Below are 19208 nucleotides of genomic sequence, written 5' to 3'. Positions count from 1 at the left end.
ACCCGTTCAAGATCCCTCAGCCGAGATCTGGCTCACCCGTCCACAACCTCCCGGCACAGAACAGCTAGTCGGTCGCGATGGCGTTCAGGACGTTCATGCGGCCCGCGCGGAACGCCGGGATCAGCGCGGCGAACAGGCCCACGAAGGCCGAGCCGATGAAGACGCCGGTGATCGTCGGCCAGGGGATGTCCAGGACCTTCAGGCCCTCCAGGGCGAGGAGCTTCTGGGCGGTCGCGCCCCAGCCCATGCCGAGCCCCAGGCCGAGCAGGGCACCGAAGACGGCGATCACCACGGACTCCAGACGGATCATGCGGCGCAGCTGGCGGCGGGAGAGGCCGATGGCCCGCATGAGGCCGATCTCCCGGGTCCGTTCGACCACCGACAGGGCCAGGGTGTTCACCACGCCGAGGACCGCGACGATGATCGCGAGCGCCAGCAGGCCGTAGATCATGTTCAGCAGCTGGCCGATCTGGTCCTTCAGCGCCTTCTTGTAGTCGGTCTGGTCGCGCACGGTCAGCGCCGGGTCGTCGCGCAGTGCCGACTTCAGCGCCTTGTAGGCGGCGGCTTCCTGCCCGTCCTTGGCGGTGGCGAACATCAGCTGGTCGAGGGGCATGCGGTCGGCCGGGACGTACTTGGCGACGGTGGCGATGGAGGCGTACATCGCGCCCTTATCGACGACGACCTCGTCGCTGGTGATCGCGCGGACGGTCAGCTTCGCCGTGCGGCCGTCCTCGAAGTGGACGGCGACCGTGGAGCCGAGCTTGATGCGGTGGTCCTTGGCGAAGCCCTCGAAGACGGACATCGAGTCGGGCTTGTAGGCGTCGGCGAGGTCACCGGCGACGGTCTTGGTGCGCAGGTCCTGCACATAGGTCGCGTCGGCCGCGTTGATGGTCTCCTTCTTGGTGACCCGGCCGTCCGGCGTGGTCAGGGACGCGTCCAGGAGCTTGTACTCGGTGACCCGCTCCAGGCCGGGCGTGTCCTTGACCTTCTCCACCATCTGCGGCTTGATCAGGTTGTACTCCTGCTCGCCCTGGATGATGAAGTCCGTGCCCACGGTCTTGTCGAGCTGGTCGGTGGCCGAGGCCACCATGGAGGAGCCGACCACCGACAGGCAGGCCACCAGGGCGAGGCCGATCATCAGGGCGGCGCCGGTGGCGCCGGTGCGGCGCGGGTTGCGCAGCGCGTTGCGCTCGGCCATGCGGCCCACGGGCCCGAAGACGCGCAGGATGACCGCGCCGAGGACGCGGACCAGTCCGGCGGCGAGCAGCGGGCCGATGACGACGAAGCCGATGAGCGTGGCCACCACGCCCAGGCCCAGCCAGCCCGAGCCGGTCTTGGCCTGGTCGGCGGTGGCGGCGACGTACAGGCACCAGCCGCCGCCGGCGGTCAGGAGCAGGCCGGTCACGGCCCGGACGGCGCCGGCCTTGGCGTCGGCCGGGGCGCCCGCGTCGCGCAGGGCGGCCATCGGGGAGACCTTGCCGGCGCGCCGGGCGGGCAGGTAGGCGGCGAGGACGGTGACGACGACGCCGAGGAGCAGGCCGATCGCGGGGGTGGTCCAGGCGACGGTGAGGTCGTCGGTGGACAGGTTCATGCCGATCTGGCCCATGAGTTGCATCAGGCCGATCGCGATGCCGACGCCCGCGCCGACGCCGAGCACCGAGCCGAGGACGCCGAGCAGCAGCGCCTCGACCAGCACGGACCGGTTGACCTGCTTGCGGGAGGAGCCGATGGCGCGCAGCAGGCCGATCTCGCGGGTGCGCTGGGCGACCAGCATGGAGAAGGTGTTGATGATCAGGAAGATGCCGACGAGGAAGGCGATCCCGGCGAAGCCGAGCATCGCGTACTTCATGACGTTCAGGAAGCTCTGGACGTCCTTCTGGTTGGCGTCGGCGACCTCCTTGGCGGTCTGCACCTTGTAGTCGTGCCCGAGGACGGCGGTGACGTTCTTCTTCAGCTGCGCGTCGGTCACGCCCTTGCCGGCCATGACGTTGACGTCGGTGTAGACGCCGGTCCGGCCGACGAGGGTCCGCTGGGCGGTCCTGGTGTCCAGGTAGAAGATCGCGGCGCCGGGGTTGGTGACCTTGAAGGCGGCGATGCCGGACACGCGCGCGTGGTGCGTGCCGACGGCCGTGATCACGCCGATCTCGTCGCCGAGCTTCAGGTCGTGCTTGTCGGCGGTGTCGGCGTCGACCATCACCTGGCCCGGGCCCTTGGGCGCCGTACCGGAGGTGATCTCCATGGTGCGGGCGTCGTTGCCGTTCCAGCTTCCGACGATGATGGGCGCGCCGCTGGTGGGCGACAGCTTGTCCTTGTCGGCGTCGATGACGGTGACCGAGGTGGAGAACACCGTGCCCTCGGCCGACCTGACGCCCTCGGCCTTGCGGACCTTCCCGACGACGGAGGCGGGCAGCACGGGCGGCTTGCCGGTGCGGGAGGTGGTCTCCCCGGTGCCGGAGGAGCCCTTGGCGCTGACCTGGACGTCCGAGGACGTGGCCTGGAAGAGCTTGTCGAAGGTGGTGTTCATCGTGTCGGTGAACACCAGCGTGCCGCACACGAACGCCACCGACAGCAGGACCGCGATCGCCGACAGCGCCATGCGGCCCTTGTGCGCGAAGAAGTTGCGCATCGAGGTCTTCAGCACGGTCATGACGTGCGCCCCCGGGCGTCGAAGTCCTTCATGCGGTCCAGGACCTGGTCGGCCGTCGGCTGGTACATCTCGTCGACGATCCGGCCGTCGGCGAGGTAGAGCACGCGGTCGGCGTAGGAGGCGGCCACGGGGTCGTGGGTGACCATGACGATGGTCTGGCCGAGTTCGTCCACCGAGCGGCGCAGGAAGCCCAGGACCTCGGCTCCGGCGCGCGAGTCGAGGTTCCCGGTCGGCTCGTCCCCGAAGATGATCTCCGGGCGGGCGGCGAGCGCGCGGGCCACGGCGACGCGCTGCTGCTGGCCGCCGGAGAGCTGGGTGGGGCGGTGCTTGAGGCGCCCGGCGAGCCCGACGGTCTCCACCACGCGGTCCAGCCAGGCCCGGTCGGGCTTGCGGCCGGCGATGTCCATGGGCAGCGTGATGTTCTCGATCGCGTTCAGCGTCGGCAGCAGGTTGAACGCCTGGAAGATGAAGCCGATCCGGTCCCGGCGCAACTGGGTGAGCTTCTTGTCCTTCAGGCCGGTGATCTCGGTCTCGTCCAGGTGGATCCGACCGCTCGTCACCGTGTCCAGGCCGGCGAGGCAGTGCATCAGGGTGGACTTGCCGGACCCGGAGGGGCCCATGATCGCGGTGAACTGGCCGCGGGCGATGTCCACGTCGACGTGGTCCAGGGCGACGACACGGGTCTCCCCGGACCCGTACGCCTTCACGACCTGCCGCGCCCGCGCGGCAACGGCCGTAGTCCCTCCAGTGCCCCCGTGCCTGGGAATGGTTACAGCCGATGTCACGGTATGTCTCCTATGTCGGTTGACAGGTCGTGGTCGATGTCCCGGTGTTCCGGGCGTCGTCCTGGGTTACGCCGATGAGTCTCGCGGTCGGCGGGGGTGTCGCGCGCTGGTGCGGGGCCCCGTCTCGCCCGGGGGAAATCCCCACCCCCGCCGGTGCGGTCCGCCGCCCCCCAGCGGCGTAAAGCCAGGTTAAGGAACGCCGGTGGCCGCTCTCGTCCTCCGCCGGGACGAACCCTCCCCGAGCCCTGGTACGGAGGAACCCCTAGGGGTGCTCCACCGCCGGGTGGAGCCGTTCTCGGGGTCCCCTCCACCCTTCGGTGCGGAAACCCTCCACCCTTCCGCCGCGTCAGGGTCAAGCCCCGCCCGCCGTGGGAAGCTGTCGTCGCGGTGATACGTGCAGGGGGCACGGGGTAGCGTCCGGCAGGGGCCACGGGAGGGGTGTGCGGTGGGGAGTGCGACACCGGCGGTACGCGGCGGAGCCGGCCGGCGGCAGGACACCCGGCGGCGGGGCGCGGTGGTCGCCGCGCTCATGCTGGCGATGGCACTGGCCGCGCTCGACTCCACCGTCGTCTCCACGGCCGTACCGCAGATCGTCGGCGACCTCGGCGGGTTCTCCGTCTTCTCGTGGCTGTTCTCCGGCTACCTGCTCGCCGTCACCGTCACCCTCCCCGTGTACGGCAAGCTGTCCGACACCTTCGGCCGCAAGCCGGTGCTGGTGGTGGGCGCGGCCGTGTTCCTGCTCGGCTCGCTGCTGTGCGCGGTCGCCTGGAACATGGGGGCGCTGATCGCGTTCCGGATCGTGCAGGGCCTGGGCGGCGGGGCGTTGCAGGGCACCGTGCAGACGCTGGCCGCCGATCTGTACCCGCTGGCGGAGCGCCCGAAGATCCAGTCCAAGCTCTCCACGGTGTGGGCGGTCTCCGCGGTGGCCGGTCCCGGGCTCGGCGGGGTGCTCGCCGCCTACGCCGACTGGCGCTGGATCTTCCTGGTCAACCTGCCGATCGGCGCCGCCGCCCTGTGGCTGATCGTGCGTCACCTGCACGAGCCGGAGCGGGAGGAGGCGCGCCACGCGCGCGTGGACTGGGCCGGCGCGCTCGCGGTGTTCGCGTGCGGCGGGGTGCTGCTGACCGCGCTGGTGCAGGGCGGGGTGGCGTGGCCGTGGCTGTCGGCGCCGTCGCTGGCCCTGTTCGGCACCGGTCTGGCGCTGGTCGCCGTGGTGGTGCGGGTGGAGCGGCGGGCCGCGGCGCCCATCATCCCGGGCTGGGTGTGGCGGCGCCGGACGATCGCGGCCGTCAACCTGGCGCTGGGCGCGCTGGGGCTGCTGATGGTGGCGCCGAGCGTGTTCCTGCCGACGTACGCGCAGTCGGTGCTCGGACTCGCGCCGGTGGCCGCCGGGTTCGTGCTGTCGGTGTGGACGCTGAGCTGGCCGGTGTCCGCCGCGCTCAGCCAGCACGTCTACCGGCGGATCGGCTTCCGGGACACCGCGCTGCTCGGCATCGGCCTGGCGACGCTGATCCTGTTCGCGTTCCCGTTCCTGCCGTACCCCGGGTCATGGTGGCAGCCGACGCTGCTGATGCTGCTGCTGGGCGGGGCGCTGGGACTGTTCCAGCTACCGCTGATCGTCGGGGTGCAGTCGACCGTGGGCTGGTCGGAGCGGGGCACCACGACCGCGTCGGTCCTGTTCTGCCGGCAGACCGGCCAGACCCTGGGCGCGTCCCTGTTCGGCGCCGTCGCCAACGGCGTGCTGGCCGCGCGGCTCGGCGGGGCGGGCGACCTGGACACCGTCACGCGCGCGCTGGACGACGGTACGGCCCCCGAGGCGACCCGGCGCGCCATCGCCGGCGCGGTCCACGCGGTCTACCTCGGCGCGGCGGGCGCGGCGGCCCTGGCCTTCGTGGTGCTGCTGGTGGTGGCGCCCCGGCGGTTCCCGGTGCTCCAGGACTGAACCCGCGCGGGCCGACGCGGGTTCGCACGCGCCGGGCCGGACGGCTACTCCAGGACCACCCTGCCGGTCAGCGAGATGAGGGTTTCACGCACGGAGTCCATGTGCGCCTGCATGTCGTCCCACAGCTCGCCGTGCTCGCGCAGCACCCGTTCCGTCTCCCCGGCGATGCGTTCCTCCTGCGCGCGCGCCTCGGCGATGATCTCCGCGGCACGCGCGCTCGCCTCCTCCGGGGAGCGGCGCTCGTACTCCTCGGCCTCCGCGAGGGCACGCTCGCCCTCGGCCAGCGCCGCCTCGGCCCGGCTCGCCCGTTCGGCGTGCCCGGCGTCCAGCTCCGCCATCCGCTCGGCCTCCTCCCACTCGGCCCGGGCCCAGCGCGCGGCGTGCTCCCGGGACTGCTCGGCGAGCATGCCGTCGGTGCGCCTGCGCGCCTCGCGCAACTCCGCGAGCGCCTCCATGCGCCCCGACTTCACCGCGCGCCGGGCGCCCACCCTGATGCCCTCGGCCTCGGCCTGCACGGCGATGAGCCACTGACGGGCGCGTTCGTCGGCCTCCGCGCGGACCGCGTCCGCCGCCTCCCGCGCCTCCTGGAGTACGCGCTCGGCGTCCGCCTCGGCCCGCGCGACCTCCTCCGCGGCCTCGCGCCGGGTGCGTTCCAGCAGGTCCGCCGCCTCGTCGAGCACGAACTGGTACAACTGCCGGGCGCCTTCCCCGAGCCTCTCGTACGTCTGCGGCGGGAGCTCGGCGACGGTCTCGCGCAACAGCGCGGCCTCCGCCCCCATCTCCTTGGCGAGCACGGTCAGCCGGGCGGCACGCTCCCAGGCGGCGTCCCGGTCCTCGGACAGCGCCTCCAGGTACGCCTCGACCTGGTCGGGACGGTAGCCACGCCCCCGGACGGTCATGAAGCCGTGCGGGGGCATCGATGCGCTGCTCACCCTGGGGACCCCTCTCCACCGGACCTGCACGACAGGATGATTTCGTGCATATCTTTATGGATCGGAAGTAAGGGTTCATAACGCGACACTCCGCAGACACGTCACGCCACCGCTCCGAACGGCCCCCTCACGGCCGACGCGCCGGCCGTCAGGTACAACGCGCCGGCCCTCTCACCGGCAACGCGTCGGGCCCCGCACGCGCGCGTGCGGGGCCCGAATGCTCACACCCGGCGGCCGGGCGGCGACTGCGCTACAACAGCCCGTCCCACATCTGCTCCAGCAGCACCGACCACCAGCTCTCCGGCGAACCGAGCGCCGCCGGGTCCAGGGCGGCCAGCTGCGCCTGGAAGTCGACGGTCCAGCGGCCCGCCTGCTCCTGGTTCAGCCCGTACCTCAGGCGCCACATCCGGCCCAGCAACGCCAGACACCGGGTGAACTCCGGCAGCGCCGTGTTCACGAACTGCGGCGGCACCGGCGCACCGCCCGGCCCCGCCTCCACCGGCACGGCCACGATGTTCGCCGTCCCGTACTGCACACAGATCGCCTTGCCGAAGTCGGTCCCCATGACGAGGTACGACCCCGCGTCCGCCGCCGGCCGCACCCCGCGCTCCGCCGCCAGCTCCGCCAGCGTCGGCACCGGGCGGCCCGGCTGCGCCTGCGCCCAGAAGAACGGGCCCATGTCCAGCGGCAGCCCCGCCACGACCAGGGTGTGCGCCACGATCGGCGGCACCCCCTGCCGGGACACCGCCTGCTGCTCGAACCGGAAGATCCCCGGCCCGAACGCCCCGGCCAGCTCCTGCGCGATCCCCTCCGGGGGCACCGGCGGCGCGACCTGCACCGGCGGCAGCGGCGCCCGCACCGGCGCGGGCCGCGCGGGACCGTCCGCCACCTGGTGCAACTCGCCCTGGTGCGCCAGCAACTGCCGCATGCCCTGCTGCCGGCTCGCGTGGTCCGTGCCGTACGGCGCGATGCTCGCGATCCTCGCCTGCGGCCACTGCTCCCGGATCATCCGCGCGCAGTACGCCCCCGGCAGCTCGCACGACTCCAGCTCCGTGTGCAGCTCCAGCACCTGGTCCGGCGGCACGTTCATGGCCCGCAGCTCGTGGAAGATCTGCCACTCCGGGTGCGGCGTCCCCGGCGCCGAACGCCGGATCAACTGCTGCTCGGACCCGTCCTGCGCGCGGTACCGCAGCACGGCCTGGTAACCGGGCCCGACCGTCGGCTGCCCCTGCTGCGGATACCCGTACGCCGCCCCCTGCCCAGGCACGGGCCCACCCGGAGGCATGCCACCCGGAGGCATGGGGGGCTGGACGCCGGGAGCACTGGGGGGCATACCGGGGGTGCCCGGGGCGCCGGGCGGCGTGGGCGGCTGGGCGCCGGGGGCCATGCCCGGAGCACCCGGGGCGCCGGGAGGCATGCCGGGGCCCGGCGGCATGGGCGGCTGACCGCCCGGAGCGCCGGGAGGCATGGCGGAGGCACCCGGTGCCGGGGGCACACCTGGGGCGCCGGGCGGGTTGGGCGTGCCCGGGGTGCCCGGCATGCCGGGGGCGGGCGGCGGGGGTGCGCCCGGCCCGGCCACCGGCGGAGTGGCCAGGACGGTTGCCGCGTGGTGCACGGCACCGTGAGCGGGGGGAGCTCCGGGGGTTCCGGGAGCGCTCGGAGGCTGCGGGGCGCCGGGAGCCGCAGGGGCACCGGACGGGTTCGGCATGCCCGGCGCGCCGGGCGCGCCCGGATGCTGCGGTGCCGGGCCGCCCAGCCGGCTCGGGTCGGCCAGGACCGTGGCCGCGTGGTGCACACCACCCGGCGCCTGCGCCCCGCCCCCGTTCCCCTGACCGCCCTGCGCCTCGGGGCCCTCCGGCCCGAGCGACGACACGAGCCGCGTCGGTACGTACCCGCCCGCGGGCGGGGGCGGCGTCGCCGCGCTCCCCGGCGCACCCGGCGGCGGAGGCGGCGCGCCCGCCCCACCGCGCCCCTTCTTCGGTGGCGCCGCCTTGCTCGTCGCGGCGTCCGCGATCTCCCCCGCGTTCGGCGCGAGCCGACGCGCGCGCTCACCCGGGGCCGCCGGAGGCTGCGGCGCCTGCGGATGACCGTACGCCGACGCGCCCGGCGCACCGGCGGGCGCGGGGGGCGCGGGCGGAGTGCCCTGCGCCGGCGGATAGGGCGGTACGCCCGCCGGGGGCGTACCCGGGGCCGGTGGAACGTGCGGATGACCGTACGCCGGCGTGCCCGGCGGCGGTGGGGGCATACTGCCCTGTCCGACGCCCGGCGCACCCGGCGGGACAGGCGCCCCCGGTGCGCCACCCTGCGCACCCGGCAGATCGAGCGCCGGCGCGACCGCCGTCGGCGGCAACTGGCTGCCGCCCGACATCAGCGCGGTCGGCGCGTCCGGCGCGACCGCGGGCGGACGCGGCGCCTCGTCCGCGTCACCCAACGGCGGAGCGAACACGGTCGCGGGCAGCGGCACGGAACGGTCGTCCTCACCGGACCCGGCGTTCGTGTCGGTACCGGCCCACGGCGTGGCCCCCGCGGGCACATCCGCTCCCACGGGCACCCCGGCCCGCGTCCCGGCCGCTCCGGGGCCGCCGGAGGAGGCCGCACCCGACGCCGTACCACCGGCCGTACCCCCGTCAGGGGCCAGGCCACCAGCCGTACCCCCGGCCGGAGCCGAACTCCGGCCGGCGGGCGCCTCCGCGGCCGAGCCCGGCGAACCCGCGCCCTCCGGCCGCCGCTCCCCCAGCCCCAGCTTGTCCGCCGCCTCCTGCAACCACTCCGGAGGAGTCAGCAGGAACGACGTCTGGTTCAGGTCCAACCGCGCGGGGGCAGGCGCCGGCACCGCGTCCCGCGGCCCGTCGGCGCGGCCGTACTCCTCCTCGTACCGGCGGATCACCTCACCCACCGGCAGCGCGGGCCACAGCGTCGCCTCCCCGCTGTCCCGGGCGATGACCAGCCGCTGGCCGCCCGCGTCCGAACGCGGGCCCTCCGCCCGGTCCTCGCCCCACACCACGAACCCCAGCTCGAACTCCCGCACCCGCACCTCACGGTGCTGGTACGCGGGCACGTCGCCGTTGATCCACTCCTCGGCGCGCTCCTGCGCCTGCGCGTACGTCACCATCGCTCGCAGCTCACTCCCCCACCGGGCCGGAAGACGCCGAGCCGGAAGACACCGGGACGACACGGGCGAAACCGCCGTCCACCATCAGATGGGCCACCGTCTCCAACTCCGGCGGGCTCCCGGCCAGCCGGGACAGGAACGCGTCGAAGTCGTCGCCGCACGGCAGCAGCAGACGCTCCACCCGCTCCCCCGGCGACCACGACGGATCGACGTCCCGCACATCGTCGTACGCGCAGAACCACACCGAACCGACCCGCTCGCCCCTCACCTTCACCGCGAGCAGCCCGCCCTGCACGAAGGTCACACCGAGGTAGTCCTTCGTCAGATGGTCGCGCAGGCACTTGTTCACGTACACCAGGTCATTGACCGCGGCCTCGTCCCGCACCGTGAAGCACGGCTGGTCCAGCAGCAGCCCCAACTCGGCGTCCAGCGCCGTGCCGACCGGCGCGCACCCGCCCGCCGCCTTCAGGAACGAGCGGTAGGCGCCCGGCAGCCGGTAGCCGAGATCCTCCTCGACGCCCTGCACCTGCGCCTCCGTCACCGCCACACCCGACTTCGGCAGCCCGAAATGCGCCGGCCGCGACTCCTGCAACGGCCGCGTACCGCGCTTGCCGTGGTCCACCGGCGCCGTCGCCACCCCACCGTGATGCCGCAGCAGCGCCTTCACCTCGACCGGCACCAGCTCCAACCGCCGCGTACCCGCCACGTGATGCCACGTCCAGCCGTGCGGCGTCGCCACATCCGGCACCGTGTCCCACAGCTCGTGCCGCGCCGCCGCCAGCGCCGCGTTCGCCGACACGTAGTCCGTCAGCCGCAGTTCGTCGACCCCGAAACCCTCCGGCGGCTCGGCGATCTCCACCGCCACGCGCGCGTACGGCGAGAAATCCGGGTAACCCCGCTCATCGACCCGTACCCCTCTCGGGTGACGTGCCGCCCGGACCGGATCCGGAAAGTGCACGACCTGCCCGGCGTAGGCCGCGTTCGGCGGCGCGGCTTGTCCACCGGCCTGGCCGCTGGGCGGCGCACCCAGCCCGAGCCGACCTGTCGTCATGGCGGTTGCCCCCTGCGGCGTTCTCTCTGGCCTGAACGGCGGTGTCGATCGCGGATGGCGACAGCCTATGCGGTACGCCACCCCCGGTCACCGGCCCACCGCATCCCCGCCCCGGCACCCGTCGCCCCCCACCGGCACCCCCGCCCCCGCACCGTCGTGACCAGCCGTCACCCCACCGTCACAACCCGCCCGGACACGGGCGTGTCGCACCGCCCCAGCTTCCACACCAGCCACGGCATTTGGCACCCTGTGTCCTTCGGGGGGATGCCCGGGGAGGGAAGAACGATCATGAACGCTCTGCGGACCGGAGGTACCGACGTGCGGGCCGGCGACCCTCGCATCGACTGGAGCAGCACCGACACACCCCCCGTCCCCACCCTCCGGCACCGCCGCGACGGCATCCTGCCCGCCGTCGCCGCCGCCCTCTCCGTCCGCGGCGCCACCCTCACCGGCACCGCCGCCCGCAGCGACCAGCCCCCGGCCCTGCACCCCCTCGTCCAGGACTTCCTCGACACCCTCACCAGCGACCAGCGCGACCGCTTCACCGGCCGCTGCGCCGAGACCATCCTCATCTCCCGGCACATCGCCGCCGCCGACGCCGCCCGCAGCAAACGCGCCGCCCGCAGACCCATGACCAACGGCGAAGCCCGCAAGGCCCTCAAACACGCCAAACTCACCGCCCGCCGCATACGCGAGGACGGCGACCCCCTCCACGGCAGCTTCGCCACCCCCTGCCGCGCCTGCACCGCCCTCAGCGCCCACTTCGGCGTCCGCATCGTCGACTCCACCGCGACCGGCGACTGACCCCCGGCGCCCCCGGCGACCACCGGAACCACCAGCACGCACGACGATCGAAGGGCAGATGCACCCCGACCGCACCTCCACCACCCGCTTCCCCGTCCCCGTCGACGCCGCCCTGCGCGCCGCCGGCTGGCAACCCGGACGCTGGGACATAAAGCAGGCCGAGATCTGGGCCGACGCCCTGCGCGAACACACCTCACCCGCCGGACACCGGCACACCGTGTTCCCCGCCGCCGTCGAAGCCTGGGCCGAGTTCGGCGGCCTGAGCATCACCCCCGCCGGCCCCGGCCGCCAGATCGCCCCCGCCGGCCTCCACGTCGACCCCCTCCACGGCCTCCACCACGCCCGCACCCTCGGCGACCTCGGCCGCGCCCTCGGCACCGAACTCAGCCCCCTCGGCGAGGAGACCGACAACGCCGCCCTCGTCGCCATCGACGCCGAAGGCCGCGTCTACACCATCGACCACACCGGCGACTGGTACCTCGGCCCCGACATCGACCACGCCCTGGCCACCCTCATCACCGGCATCCAACCGATCCGCCTCACAGCCGGCTGACCCCACGGCACAGGCCACGGCCGGCCGACACCCCGGCACCCCGCCGGCTGGCACCCGGTACGCCTCACCGCCGGCCCCCACCCCGGTGCGCCGCACCACCGGACCGACCACCCGCCGGCACCGGCGCCCGGCGCCCCTCCCCCGCACGCCCCCACCAGGACGGAGACCACGCGCCCCTACGCCGGAATCACCGCCGACACCCGGAAACCCCCCGCGTCCGTCGGACCCGACACGAACACCCCTCCCAGCGCCACGACCCGCTCCCGCATCCCCACCAGGCCGTTCCCACCCGACGGCAGCCCCGCCGCCGACGCCGACGCCGGCTCCGGCGGCGGCCCGTTCTCCACCTGCATCGCGATCTCCGACACCCGGTGCGCCAACCGCACACGCGTCTTCGCACCCGCCGCGTGCTTGTGGACGTTCGTCAACGCCTCCTGCACCACCCGGTACGCCGTCTGCTCGACCTCCGCCGCATACGACCGCACCTCCCCCTCGACCGACAGATCCACCACCATCCCCGCGGCGGCCGACTGCCCGATCAACTCATCCAGCTCCGACAGACACGGCCCCTCCACCGCCCCCTCCGCCTCGGCCACCCGGGAAGCCGCCGCGGCAGCCGCCTCCCCCACCACCGCCAACGGCGCCGACGCCGCACGCCGGCCCGCGTCCTCCCCCGCCCGCAGCACCCCCAGCATCTCCCGCAACTCGGTCAACGCCTGCCGCCCCATGTCCCCGACCAGCGCGGCGTTCCGCACCGCCTTCTCCGGATCCTTCCGGGCCACCGCCTGCAACGCCGCCGCGTGCACCACCATCAGACTCACCCGGTGCGCGACCACGTCATGCATCTCCCGGGCGATCCGCGTCCGCTCCTCGTTGCGCGCCCACTCGGCCCGCTCCTCCGCCCGCTCCGCGAGCAACTGGAGCTCCCGCTCCAGACTGTCCGCCCGCTCCCGCAGGCTCTCCATCAACCGCCGCCGCGCCCCCACGTACAGCCCCAGCAACACCGGCGGAGCCGTCAGCCCCAACGCCGTCGTCACCGCCGCGAACGGCACGAACCAGTCACCCAGCGTCAGGTCACCGCGCGACGTGCCCTGCCGCACCCGCACGAACGTCACCACCGCCGTCCCCAGCAGCGACATCCCCGTCAACGCCCCGATGATCCGCCGCGGCAGCTCACACGCGGCCAGCGTGTACAGACCGACCACGCCCATCAGGAAACCCATCTGGGCCGGCGTGATCGCGATCGCCACCAGCACCACCGCGATCGGCCACTTCCGGCGCACCAGCAGCACCGAACCCGCGATCAGACCGAACACGATCCCCACGGACGCCGGGATCCCCGCGTCCCGCGCGAACGGAATCCCCTCCGCCGCGCACTCCAGGGCGGACACCAGCGCGAGGCCCCCGTCGAACACCGCGCTGCGCCGCCTCACCCACCACCAAGGGCCGCTCAACGCCCTCTCGTGGTCTTCCCCCGTCGTGGTCATGGCTCCAGCCTACGGGCGTCAGGTGCGGCATTTCCGGTGACTTCCGCCTACCTCCACAGGCCACACTCCGTAACCGAACGCCTTCGAAACCACCTGTTATCCCTCGAACTGGTGAACCTCCCTCGTTCACACCCGGAACCCAACATTCCGTCCAGACGGTATGCGTATGGCACATTCACCAGGCAAATACGCCGACTTCGAGGGGCTCAAGGAGCAGGCCGCGGCACTCCGCCGGGCCGGCCACAGCCTCCGCCAGATCCGCGACGAGCTGAAGATCTACAACAACGACATCCTCAACCAACTGGTGAAGGGCGAACCCCCGCCGGAGTGGACGAAGCGCCCGAGGGCGAAGGACGACCTGCGAGCGCGGGCACGAGAGCTACGGCTCCAGGGCTGGACGTACGACCAGATCGAAGCGGAACTGGGCTGCTCGCGAAGCTCCGTGCCACTGTGAGTCCGCGATCTGCCGAAGCCGGAGCGCCGACGAACCTCCCAGGAAGCGGCGGCCATCGCCCGCAAGGGCTGGGAGCAGAAGCTACGCGTCCGGGACGAGGAGAGGCGGCGGACGAAGGAAGAGGCCAAGCGGTCGATCGGCGGACTGTCGACGCGCGAGCTGTTCCTGGTGGGCGTGGGCCTCTACTGGGCCGAGGGCGGCAAGGACAAGCCGTACGACTGCCGGGAGAACGTCGCCTTCGTGAACAGTGACCCCGGAATGATCAAAGTGTTCCTGGCATGGCTCGACCTGCTTCAAGTGGAGCGGGAGCGCCTGCGGTTCACCGTGATGATCCACGAGAACGCCGATGTGGGCGGAGCCGAGCGCTACTGGGCCGACCTGGTCGGCGCCGACGCCTCCAGGTTCAACAAGACAACGCTCAAGAAGCACAACCCGAAGACGGTGCGCAAGAACACCGGTGACGGTTACCGCGGCTGCCTCGTGATCAAAGTCCTGCAAGGCGCCGACTTGTACCGTCGCATCGAAGGCTGGTGGTGCGGCATAGTAGGTGCCGCGACCTCAACGGACTGACGAAATGTCCGTTTAGGGAGCGTATACACTCCCCTGTGGTGTAATCGGCAACACGGGTCACTTTGGATGATTTGTTCCAGGTTCGAGTCCTGGCAGGGGAGCTGCACGGCCACCGGGCCCTGACACCACCGTCAGGGCCCGCACTCATGTCCCCCTCAACCCGCCCCGGTATCCTGCGGCTGTCACCCCCACCCATCCACAGCCGAAGGGCAACCCCGTGAGCGCCATTCGCCCGGCCGCCGTCGTCGTTCTCGCAGCGGGTGAGGGCACCCGTATGAAGTCGGCCACACCGAAGGTCCTGCACGACATCTGCGGCCGCTCCCTGGTCGGACATGTGCTGGCCGCCGCTCGTGAGCTGGACCCGCAGGACCTCGTCGTCGTCGTGGGCCACGCCCGTGAGCAGGTCGGCGCGCACCTCGCCGAGATCGACCCGGCCACCAGGACCGCCGTGCAGGCGGAGCAGAACGGCACCGGGCACGCCGTGCGGATGGGGCTGGAGGAGCTGGGCGGGTCCGTCGACGGGACCGTCGTGGTCGTGTGCGGGGACACCCCGCTGCTCACCGCCGACACGCTCCGGCGGCTGACCGGGACGCACGAGGCCGACGGCAACGCCGTGACCGTGCTGACGGCCGAGGTCCCGGACGCGACCGGTTACGGCCGGATCGTGCGGGACGGGGCGACGGGTGCCGTCACCGCGATCGTGGAGCACAAGGACGCGTCCGAGGTCCAGCGGGAGATCCGGGAGATCAACAGCGGTGTGTTCGCGTTCGACGGGCAGCTGTTGGCGGACGCGCTGAAGAAGGTGCGGACGGACAACAGCCAGGGTGAGGAGTACCTCACGGACGTGCTGGGGATCCTGCGGGAGGCCGGGCACCGGGTGGGGGCTTCCGTGGCGGCCGACCACCGTGAGATCGCCGGGATCAACAACCGGGTGCAGCTCGCGGAGGCGCGGCGGATCCTGAACGACCGGCTGCTGGAGCGGGCGATGCTGGAGGGGGTGACGATCGTCGACCCGGCGACCACGTGGGTCGATGTGACCGTCACCTTCGAGCGGGACGCGGTGGTGCATCCGGGGACGCAGCTGACGGGGTCGACGCGTCTGGGTGAGGGTGCCGAGGTGGGACCCAACAGCCGGCTGAAGGACACCGAGGTGGGTGCGGGGGCGCGGGTGGACAACACGGTGTCCGACGGGGCGGTCGTGGGGCCGCAGGCGTCCGTGGGGCCGTACGCGTATCTGCGGCCGGGGACCCGGCTGGGTGCGAAGGGCAAGATCGGGACGTACGTCGAGACGAAGAACGCGTCGATCGGGGAGGGCACCAAGGTGCCGCACCTGTCGTATGTCGGGGACGCGAGGATCGGCGACTACACGAACATCGGCGCGGCGAGCGTGTTCGTGAACTACGACGGTCAGGACAAGCATCACACGACGGTGGGGTCGCATTGCCGGACCGGTGCGGACAACATGTTTGTGGCTCCTGTCACGGTCGGGGACGGTGCCTACACCGCCGCCGGGTCGGTGATCACGAAGGATGTGCCGCCCGGTTCGCTGGCCGTGGCCCGTGGCCAGCAGCGGAATATCGAGGGTTGGGTGGCCCGGAAGCGTCCGGGGAGCGCGGCGGCGAAGGCGGCCGAGGCGTCGTCCCGGCAGGGTGAGAACGAGGACTGACCGGAAACGCGTGCGCCAAACACGGCGTACCGTGATAAGTGCACATCCGCACGTGTGCACCCCGCACCCTTACCAGCTGATCCGGCCTCTCATGCCCAGCCGAGAGGTCGCCGAGCAGCCGGCTGGCTGAGACAACCTCTGAGGAGACTGTGCTGTGACCGGGATCAAGACGACCGGCGAGAAGAAGATGATGTTCTTCTCCGGCCGCGCCCACCCCGAGCTTGCCGAGGAGGTCGCCCAGCAGCTGGGTGTCGGGGTCGTCCCGACGAAGGCCTTCGACTTCGCGAATGGTGAGATCTACGTCCGTTACCAGGAGTCGGCTCGTGGTGCGGACTGCTTCCTGATCCAGAGCCACACGGCTCCGATCAACAAGTGGATCATGGAGCAGCTGATCATGATCGATGCGCTGAAGCGTGCTTCGGCGCGGTCGATCACTGTGATCGTGCCGTTCTACGGTTACGCGCGGCAGGACAAGAAGCACCGGGGTCGTGAACCGATCTCGGCGCGTCTGATCGCGGATCTGATGAAGACGGCGGGTGCGGACCGCATCCTGACCGTGGATCTGCACACCGACCAGATCCAGGGTTTCTTCGACGGTCCGGTGGACCACTTGTTCGCGCTGCCGCTGCTGGCGGACTACGTGGGTGCGAAGGTGGACCGGGAGAAGCTGACGGTCGTGTCGCCGGACGCGGGCCGGGTGCGGGTGGCGGACCGGTGGTGTGACCGGCTCGGTGCGCCGCTGGCGATCGTGCACAAGCGGCGTGACAAGGACGTGGCGAACCAGGTGACCGTCCACGAGGTCGTGGGTGAGGTCAAGGGTCGTGTGTGTGTCCTGGTGGACGACATGATCGACACGGGTGGCACGATCTGTGCGGCTGCCGACGCGTTGTTCGCGCACGGTGCGGAGGACGTCATCGTGACGGCGACGCACGGTGTGCTGTCGGGCCCGGCGGCCGATCGGCTGAAGAACTCGCGGGTGAGTGAGTTCGTGTTCACGAACACGCTGCCGACGCCGGGTGAGCTGGCGGTGGATCTGGACAAGATCAAGGTGCTGTCGATCGCTCCGACGATCGCGAGTGCGGTGCGTGAGGTGTTCGAGGACGGCTCGGTGACCAGCCTCTTCGACGAGCAGTGAGGTTTCTGCACTCCCTTCCGCACCTCCTGCCGCACCCCTTGCCGCATCCCCGTACGCACCCCTGAGGTGATCGTTTTGGGTAGGGCCTCCCCTGCCGAGTAGACTGCTTCAGTTGCTCGGCGAGGGAGGCCGTACTCGTGTACGGCGGTCCGTTATCGACGCGCTCTTCGTAGCAGGCCGTTCGTGGCCGGGTGACCACGTCCGTTCCGAGTTCCTACGAGGAGTGATCCATATGTCCGAGGTGAAGCTCAGCGCCGAGACCCGCACCGAGTTCGGCAAGGGTGCGGCCCGCCGCATCCGCCGTGACAACAAGGTGCCGGTCGTTCTGTACGGCCACGGCTCCGACCCGCTGCACCTGACCCTGCCGGGCCACGACCTGCTGCTGGCGCTGCGTACGCCGAACGTCCTGATCTCCCTGGACATCGACGGCAAGTCCAACGAGCTGGCGATCCCGAAGGCCGTGCAGCGCGACCCGCTGAAGGGCTTCCTGGAGCACGTCGACCTTCAGCTGGTCAAGCGTGGCGAGAAGGTCACGGTGGAGATCTTCGTCCACACCGAGGGCGAGCTGGCGCCGGGCGGCAACCTGCTGGAGCACGTCCTGAACGCGCTGCCCGTCGAGACCGAGGCCACGCACATCCCCGAGTCGGTCACCGTCTCCGTCGAGGGCCTGGAGGCCGGCGCCTCCATCCTCGCCAAGGACATCCCGCTCCCGTCCGGCACCACGCTGGCCGTCGAGGAGGACACGGTCGTCCTCCAGGTCCTGTCCGCCCAGGCCGAGGAGACCGAGGGCGAGGCCGCCGAGGGCGAGGCGGCGGAGGCCTGATCCTCGCCGTCGTAGGAATCTGTTCAGCCGCCGCCTCCCTCGCCGGGGGCGGCGGCTGGCGCGTATCAAGGAGACATGGACGTGACCACCGCCGCCAGTGATCCCTGGCTCGTCGTCGGGCTCGGCAATCCCGGGCCGGAGTACGCCATGAACCGGCACAACGTCGGGTTCATGGTGGCCGACCTGCTCGCGGAGCGGATCGGGGGGAAGTTCAAGCGGGCGGGCAAGGCGCAGGCGCAGGTGCTGGAGGGGCGGATCGGTCCGGCGGGGCCGGGGAGCCGTCGGGTGGTCCTGGCGAAGCCGATGTCGTACATGAACCTCTCCGGTGGTCCGGTGAACGCGCTGCGGGACTTCTACAAGGTTCCGGTGGGGAACATCGTCGCGGTCCATGACGAGCTGGACATCGACTACGCGACGCTGCGGCTGAAGCTGGGCGGCGGTGACAACGGGCACAACGGTCTGAAGTCGATGACGAAGGCGATGGGTCCGGACTACCACCGGGTGCGGTGCGGGATCGGCCGGCCGCCGGGCCGGATGCAGGTGGCGGACTTCGTGCTGAAGGACTTCTCCTCGGCGGAGCGCAAGGAGCTGGACTGGTTCGTGGACCGTGCGGCGGACGCGGTGGAGTGTCTGGTGACGGAGGGGCTGGAGCGGGCGCAGAGCGCGTACAACTCCTGACTTGTCCGGGCTTGGCCCTACGGGGAGTTGACCGGCCGTAGGGATATGGCCAATGATCCCGGCCATGCCTGCCTCAGCCAGTACCGCTCGTCAGGCGTCCGTGTCCGCGTTGCGGTTCGGGCGGGTCGCGGCGATGGGTGCGCTCGCCGCGCTGATTCTGTTCGCCGGGGTGCGGGGGTCCTGGGGGACCGCCCAGCACGTGATGCTGGCGAAGGGGCGTGAGTCGGGCACGGTGAAGGTGACGCGGTGTGCCGGGGACACCTGTACGGGGCCGTTCACGCCGACGTCGGCGGGGGCGCGGCCACGCGCGCGCGTGGAGATCGGGAAGTCGGTGGCGGTGCGTACGGGGTCGACGTACGCCGTGGTGCTGAAGCCCGGTACCGGGGAGGCGGTGCGGTCCGGTCCGGCGGGCGTCCTGTACGCCTGGGTGCCGCTGGGCGGGGCGCTGCTGCTGGCCTCGGTGGTGGTGGCGGGCGGGATGCGGCTGGTCCGGACGGCGTGGGTGCTGGGGCTGTCCGGCGCGGTGCTGCTGACGGCGGCGTTCGCGGCGTCGCAGTGACGTGCGCGGC

14 protein-coding genes, 1 tRNA gene and 1 pseudogene are annotated in these 19208 nt (G+C 72.1%); 10 read left to right on the top strand and 6 right to left on the bottom strand.

What is annotated here, in order from left to right; genetic code table 11:
- Window positions 1-64 precede the first annotated feature (64 nt).
- Together IE294_RS12285 and IE294_RS12280 are read right to left on the bottom strand one after the other, a co-directional pair.
- Complete coding sequence (locus IE294_RS12285) at window positions 65-2647, bottom strand: ABC transporter permease (RefSeq protein ID WP_189885206.1); 2583 nt, start codon at window positions 2645-2647, stop codon at window positions 65-67.
- Entirely contained in the window at window positions 2644-3432 is a 789-nt protein-coding gene (locus IE294_RS12280; RefSeq protein WP_058080825.1) for an ABC transporter ATP-binding protein, read from the bottom strand. The genes IE294_RS12285 and IE294_RS12280 overlap by 4 nt, the downstream gene beginning before the upstream one ends.
- A gap of 445 nt (window positions 3433-3877) precedes the next feature.
- Between IE294_RS12280 and IE294_RS12275 the strand changes: the two genes are divergently transcribed.
- A complete protein-coding gene (locus tag IE294_RS12275; protein ID WP_189885204.1) occupies window positions 3878-5374 on the top strand; it encodes an MFS transporter in 1497 nt (498 codons plus the stop codon).
- Between the two features lie 44 nt (window positions 5375-5418).
- Here IE294_RS12275 and IE294_RS12270 read toward each other — a convergent pair whose 3' ends face one another.
- The 3 genes from IE294_RS12270 to IE294_RS12260 all read right to left on the bottom strand — a co-directional run bounded on the left by IE294_RS12270 (window position 5419) and on the right by IE294_RS12260 (window position 10469).
- Entirely contained in the window at window positions 5419-6306 is an 888-nt protein-coding gene (locus IE294_RS12270) for a cellulose-binding protein (protein ID WP_229917138.1), read from the bottom strand.
- Window positions 6307-6556: 250 nt separating this feature from the next.
- Window positions 6557-9418 (bottom strand): SUKH-4 family immunity protein, encoded by a 2862-nt coding sequence (locus IE294_RS12265; RefSeq protein WP_189885202.1) that lies wholly within the window; start codon window positions 9416-9418, stop codon window positions 6557-6559.
- Between the two features lie 10 nt (window positions 9419-9428).
- Window positions 9429-10469, bottom strand: a complete 1041-nt coding sequence (locus IE294_RS12260) for an SMI1/KNR4 family protein (RefSeq protein ID WP_189885200.1) — start codon at window positions 10467-10469, stop codon at window positions 9429-9431.
- A 288-nt stretch (window positions 10470-10757) separates the two neighbouring features.
- Between IE294_RS12260 and IE294_RS12255 the strand changes: the two genes are divergently transcribed.
- Both IE294_RS12255 and IE294_RS12250 read left to right on the top strand, forming a co-directional pair.
- Window positions 10758-11273 carry a YwqJ-related putative deaminase gene (locus IE294_RS12255; RefSeq protein ID WP_189885198.1) on the top strand — a complete coding sequence of 172 codons (516 nt, stop codon included), beginning with the start codon at window positions 10758-10760 and terminating at the stop codon, window positions 11271-11273.
- 58 nt (window positions 11274-11331) lie between these two features.
- Window positions 11332-11826 (top strand): SUKH-3 domain-containing protein, encoded by a 495-nt coding sequence (locus IE294_RS12250; protein WP_189885196.1) that lies wholly within the window; start codon window positions 11332-11334, stop codon window positions 11824-11826.
- Between the two features lie 176 nt (window positions 11827-12002).
- Here IE294_RS12250 and IE294_RS12245 read toward each other — a convergent pair whose 3' ends face one another.
- Window positions 12003-13313, bottom strand: a complete 1311-nt coding sequence (locus tag IE294_RS12245; RefSeq protein ID WP_189885194.1) for a sensor histidine kinase — start codon at window positions 13311-13313, stop codon at window positions 12003-12005.
- 166 nt (window positions 13314-13479) lie between these two features.
- Here IE294_RS12245 and IE294_RS12240 point away from each other — a divergent pair.
- The 7 genes and pseudogenes from IE294_RS12240 to IE294_RS12210 all read left to right on the top strand — a co-directional run bounded on the left by IE294_RS12240 (window position 13480) and on the right by IE294_RS12210 (window position 19198).
- Window positions 13480-14337, top strand: a pseudogene (locus IE294_RS12240) (hypothetical protein).
- A gap of 29 nt (window positions 14338-14366) precedes the next feature.
- Window positions 14367-14438, top strand: a tRNA-Gln gene (locus IE294_RS12235).
- A 116-nt stretch (window positions 14439-14554) separates the two neighbouring features.
- Window positions 14555-16003, top strand: a complete 1449-nt coding sequence (glmU, locus tag IE294_RS12230; protein WP_189885192.1) for a bifunctional UDP-N-acetylglucosamine diphosphorylase/glucosamine-1-phosphate N-acetyltransferase GlmU — start codon at window positions 14555-14557, stop codon at window positions 16001-16003.
- Between the two features lie 154 nt (window positions 16004-16157).
- Window positions 16158-17138, top strand: coding sequence for a ribose-phosphate diphosphokinase (locus IE294_RS12225; RefSeq protein ID WP_030650555.1), 981 nt, complete (start codon window positions 16158-16160; stop codon window positions 17136-17138).
- Between the two features lie 232 nt (window positions 17139-17370).
- Window positions 17371-17961, top strand: a complete 591-nt coding sequence (locus tag IE294_RS12220) for a 50S ribosomal protein L25/general stress protein Ctc (protein WP_189885190.1) — start codon at window positions 17371-17373, stop codon at window positions 17959-17961.
- A gap of 75 nt (window positions 17962-18036) precedes the next feature.
- On the top strand, window positions 18037-18639 hold the full coding sequence (gene pth / locus IE294_RS12215) for an aminoacyl-tRNA hydrolase (protein WP_189885188.1): 603 nt from the start codon (window positions 18037-18039) through the stop codon (window positions 18637-18639).
- Between the two features lie 52 nt (window positions 18640-18691).
- Window positions 18692-19198 (top strand): hypothetical protein, encoded by a 507-nt coding sequence (locus tag IE294_RS12210; protein WP_189885186.1) that lies wholly within the window; start codon window positions 18692-18694, stop codon window positions 19196-19198.
- The last annotated feature ends 10 nt before the right edge of the window (window positions 19199-19208 follow it).

This window comes from Streptomyces canarius (genome assembly GCF_014650735.1).
Classification (GTDB): domain Bacteria; phylum Actinomycetota; class Actinomycetes; order Streptomycetales; family Streptomycetaceae; genus Streptomyces; species Streptomyces olivaceoviridis.
Note: the sequence above shows the minus strand (reverse complement) of the source record. Positions and strands in the feature narration are given on the sequence as shown.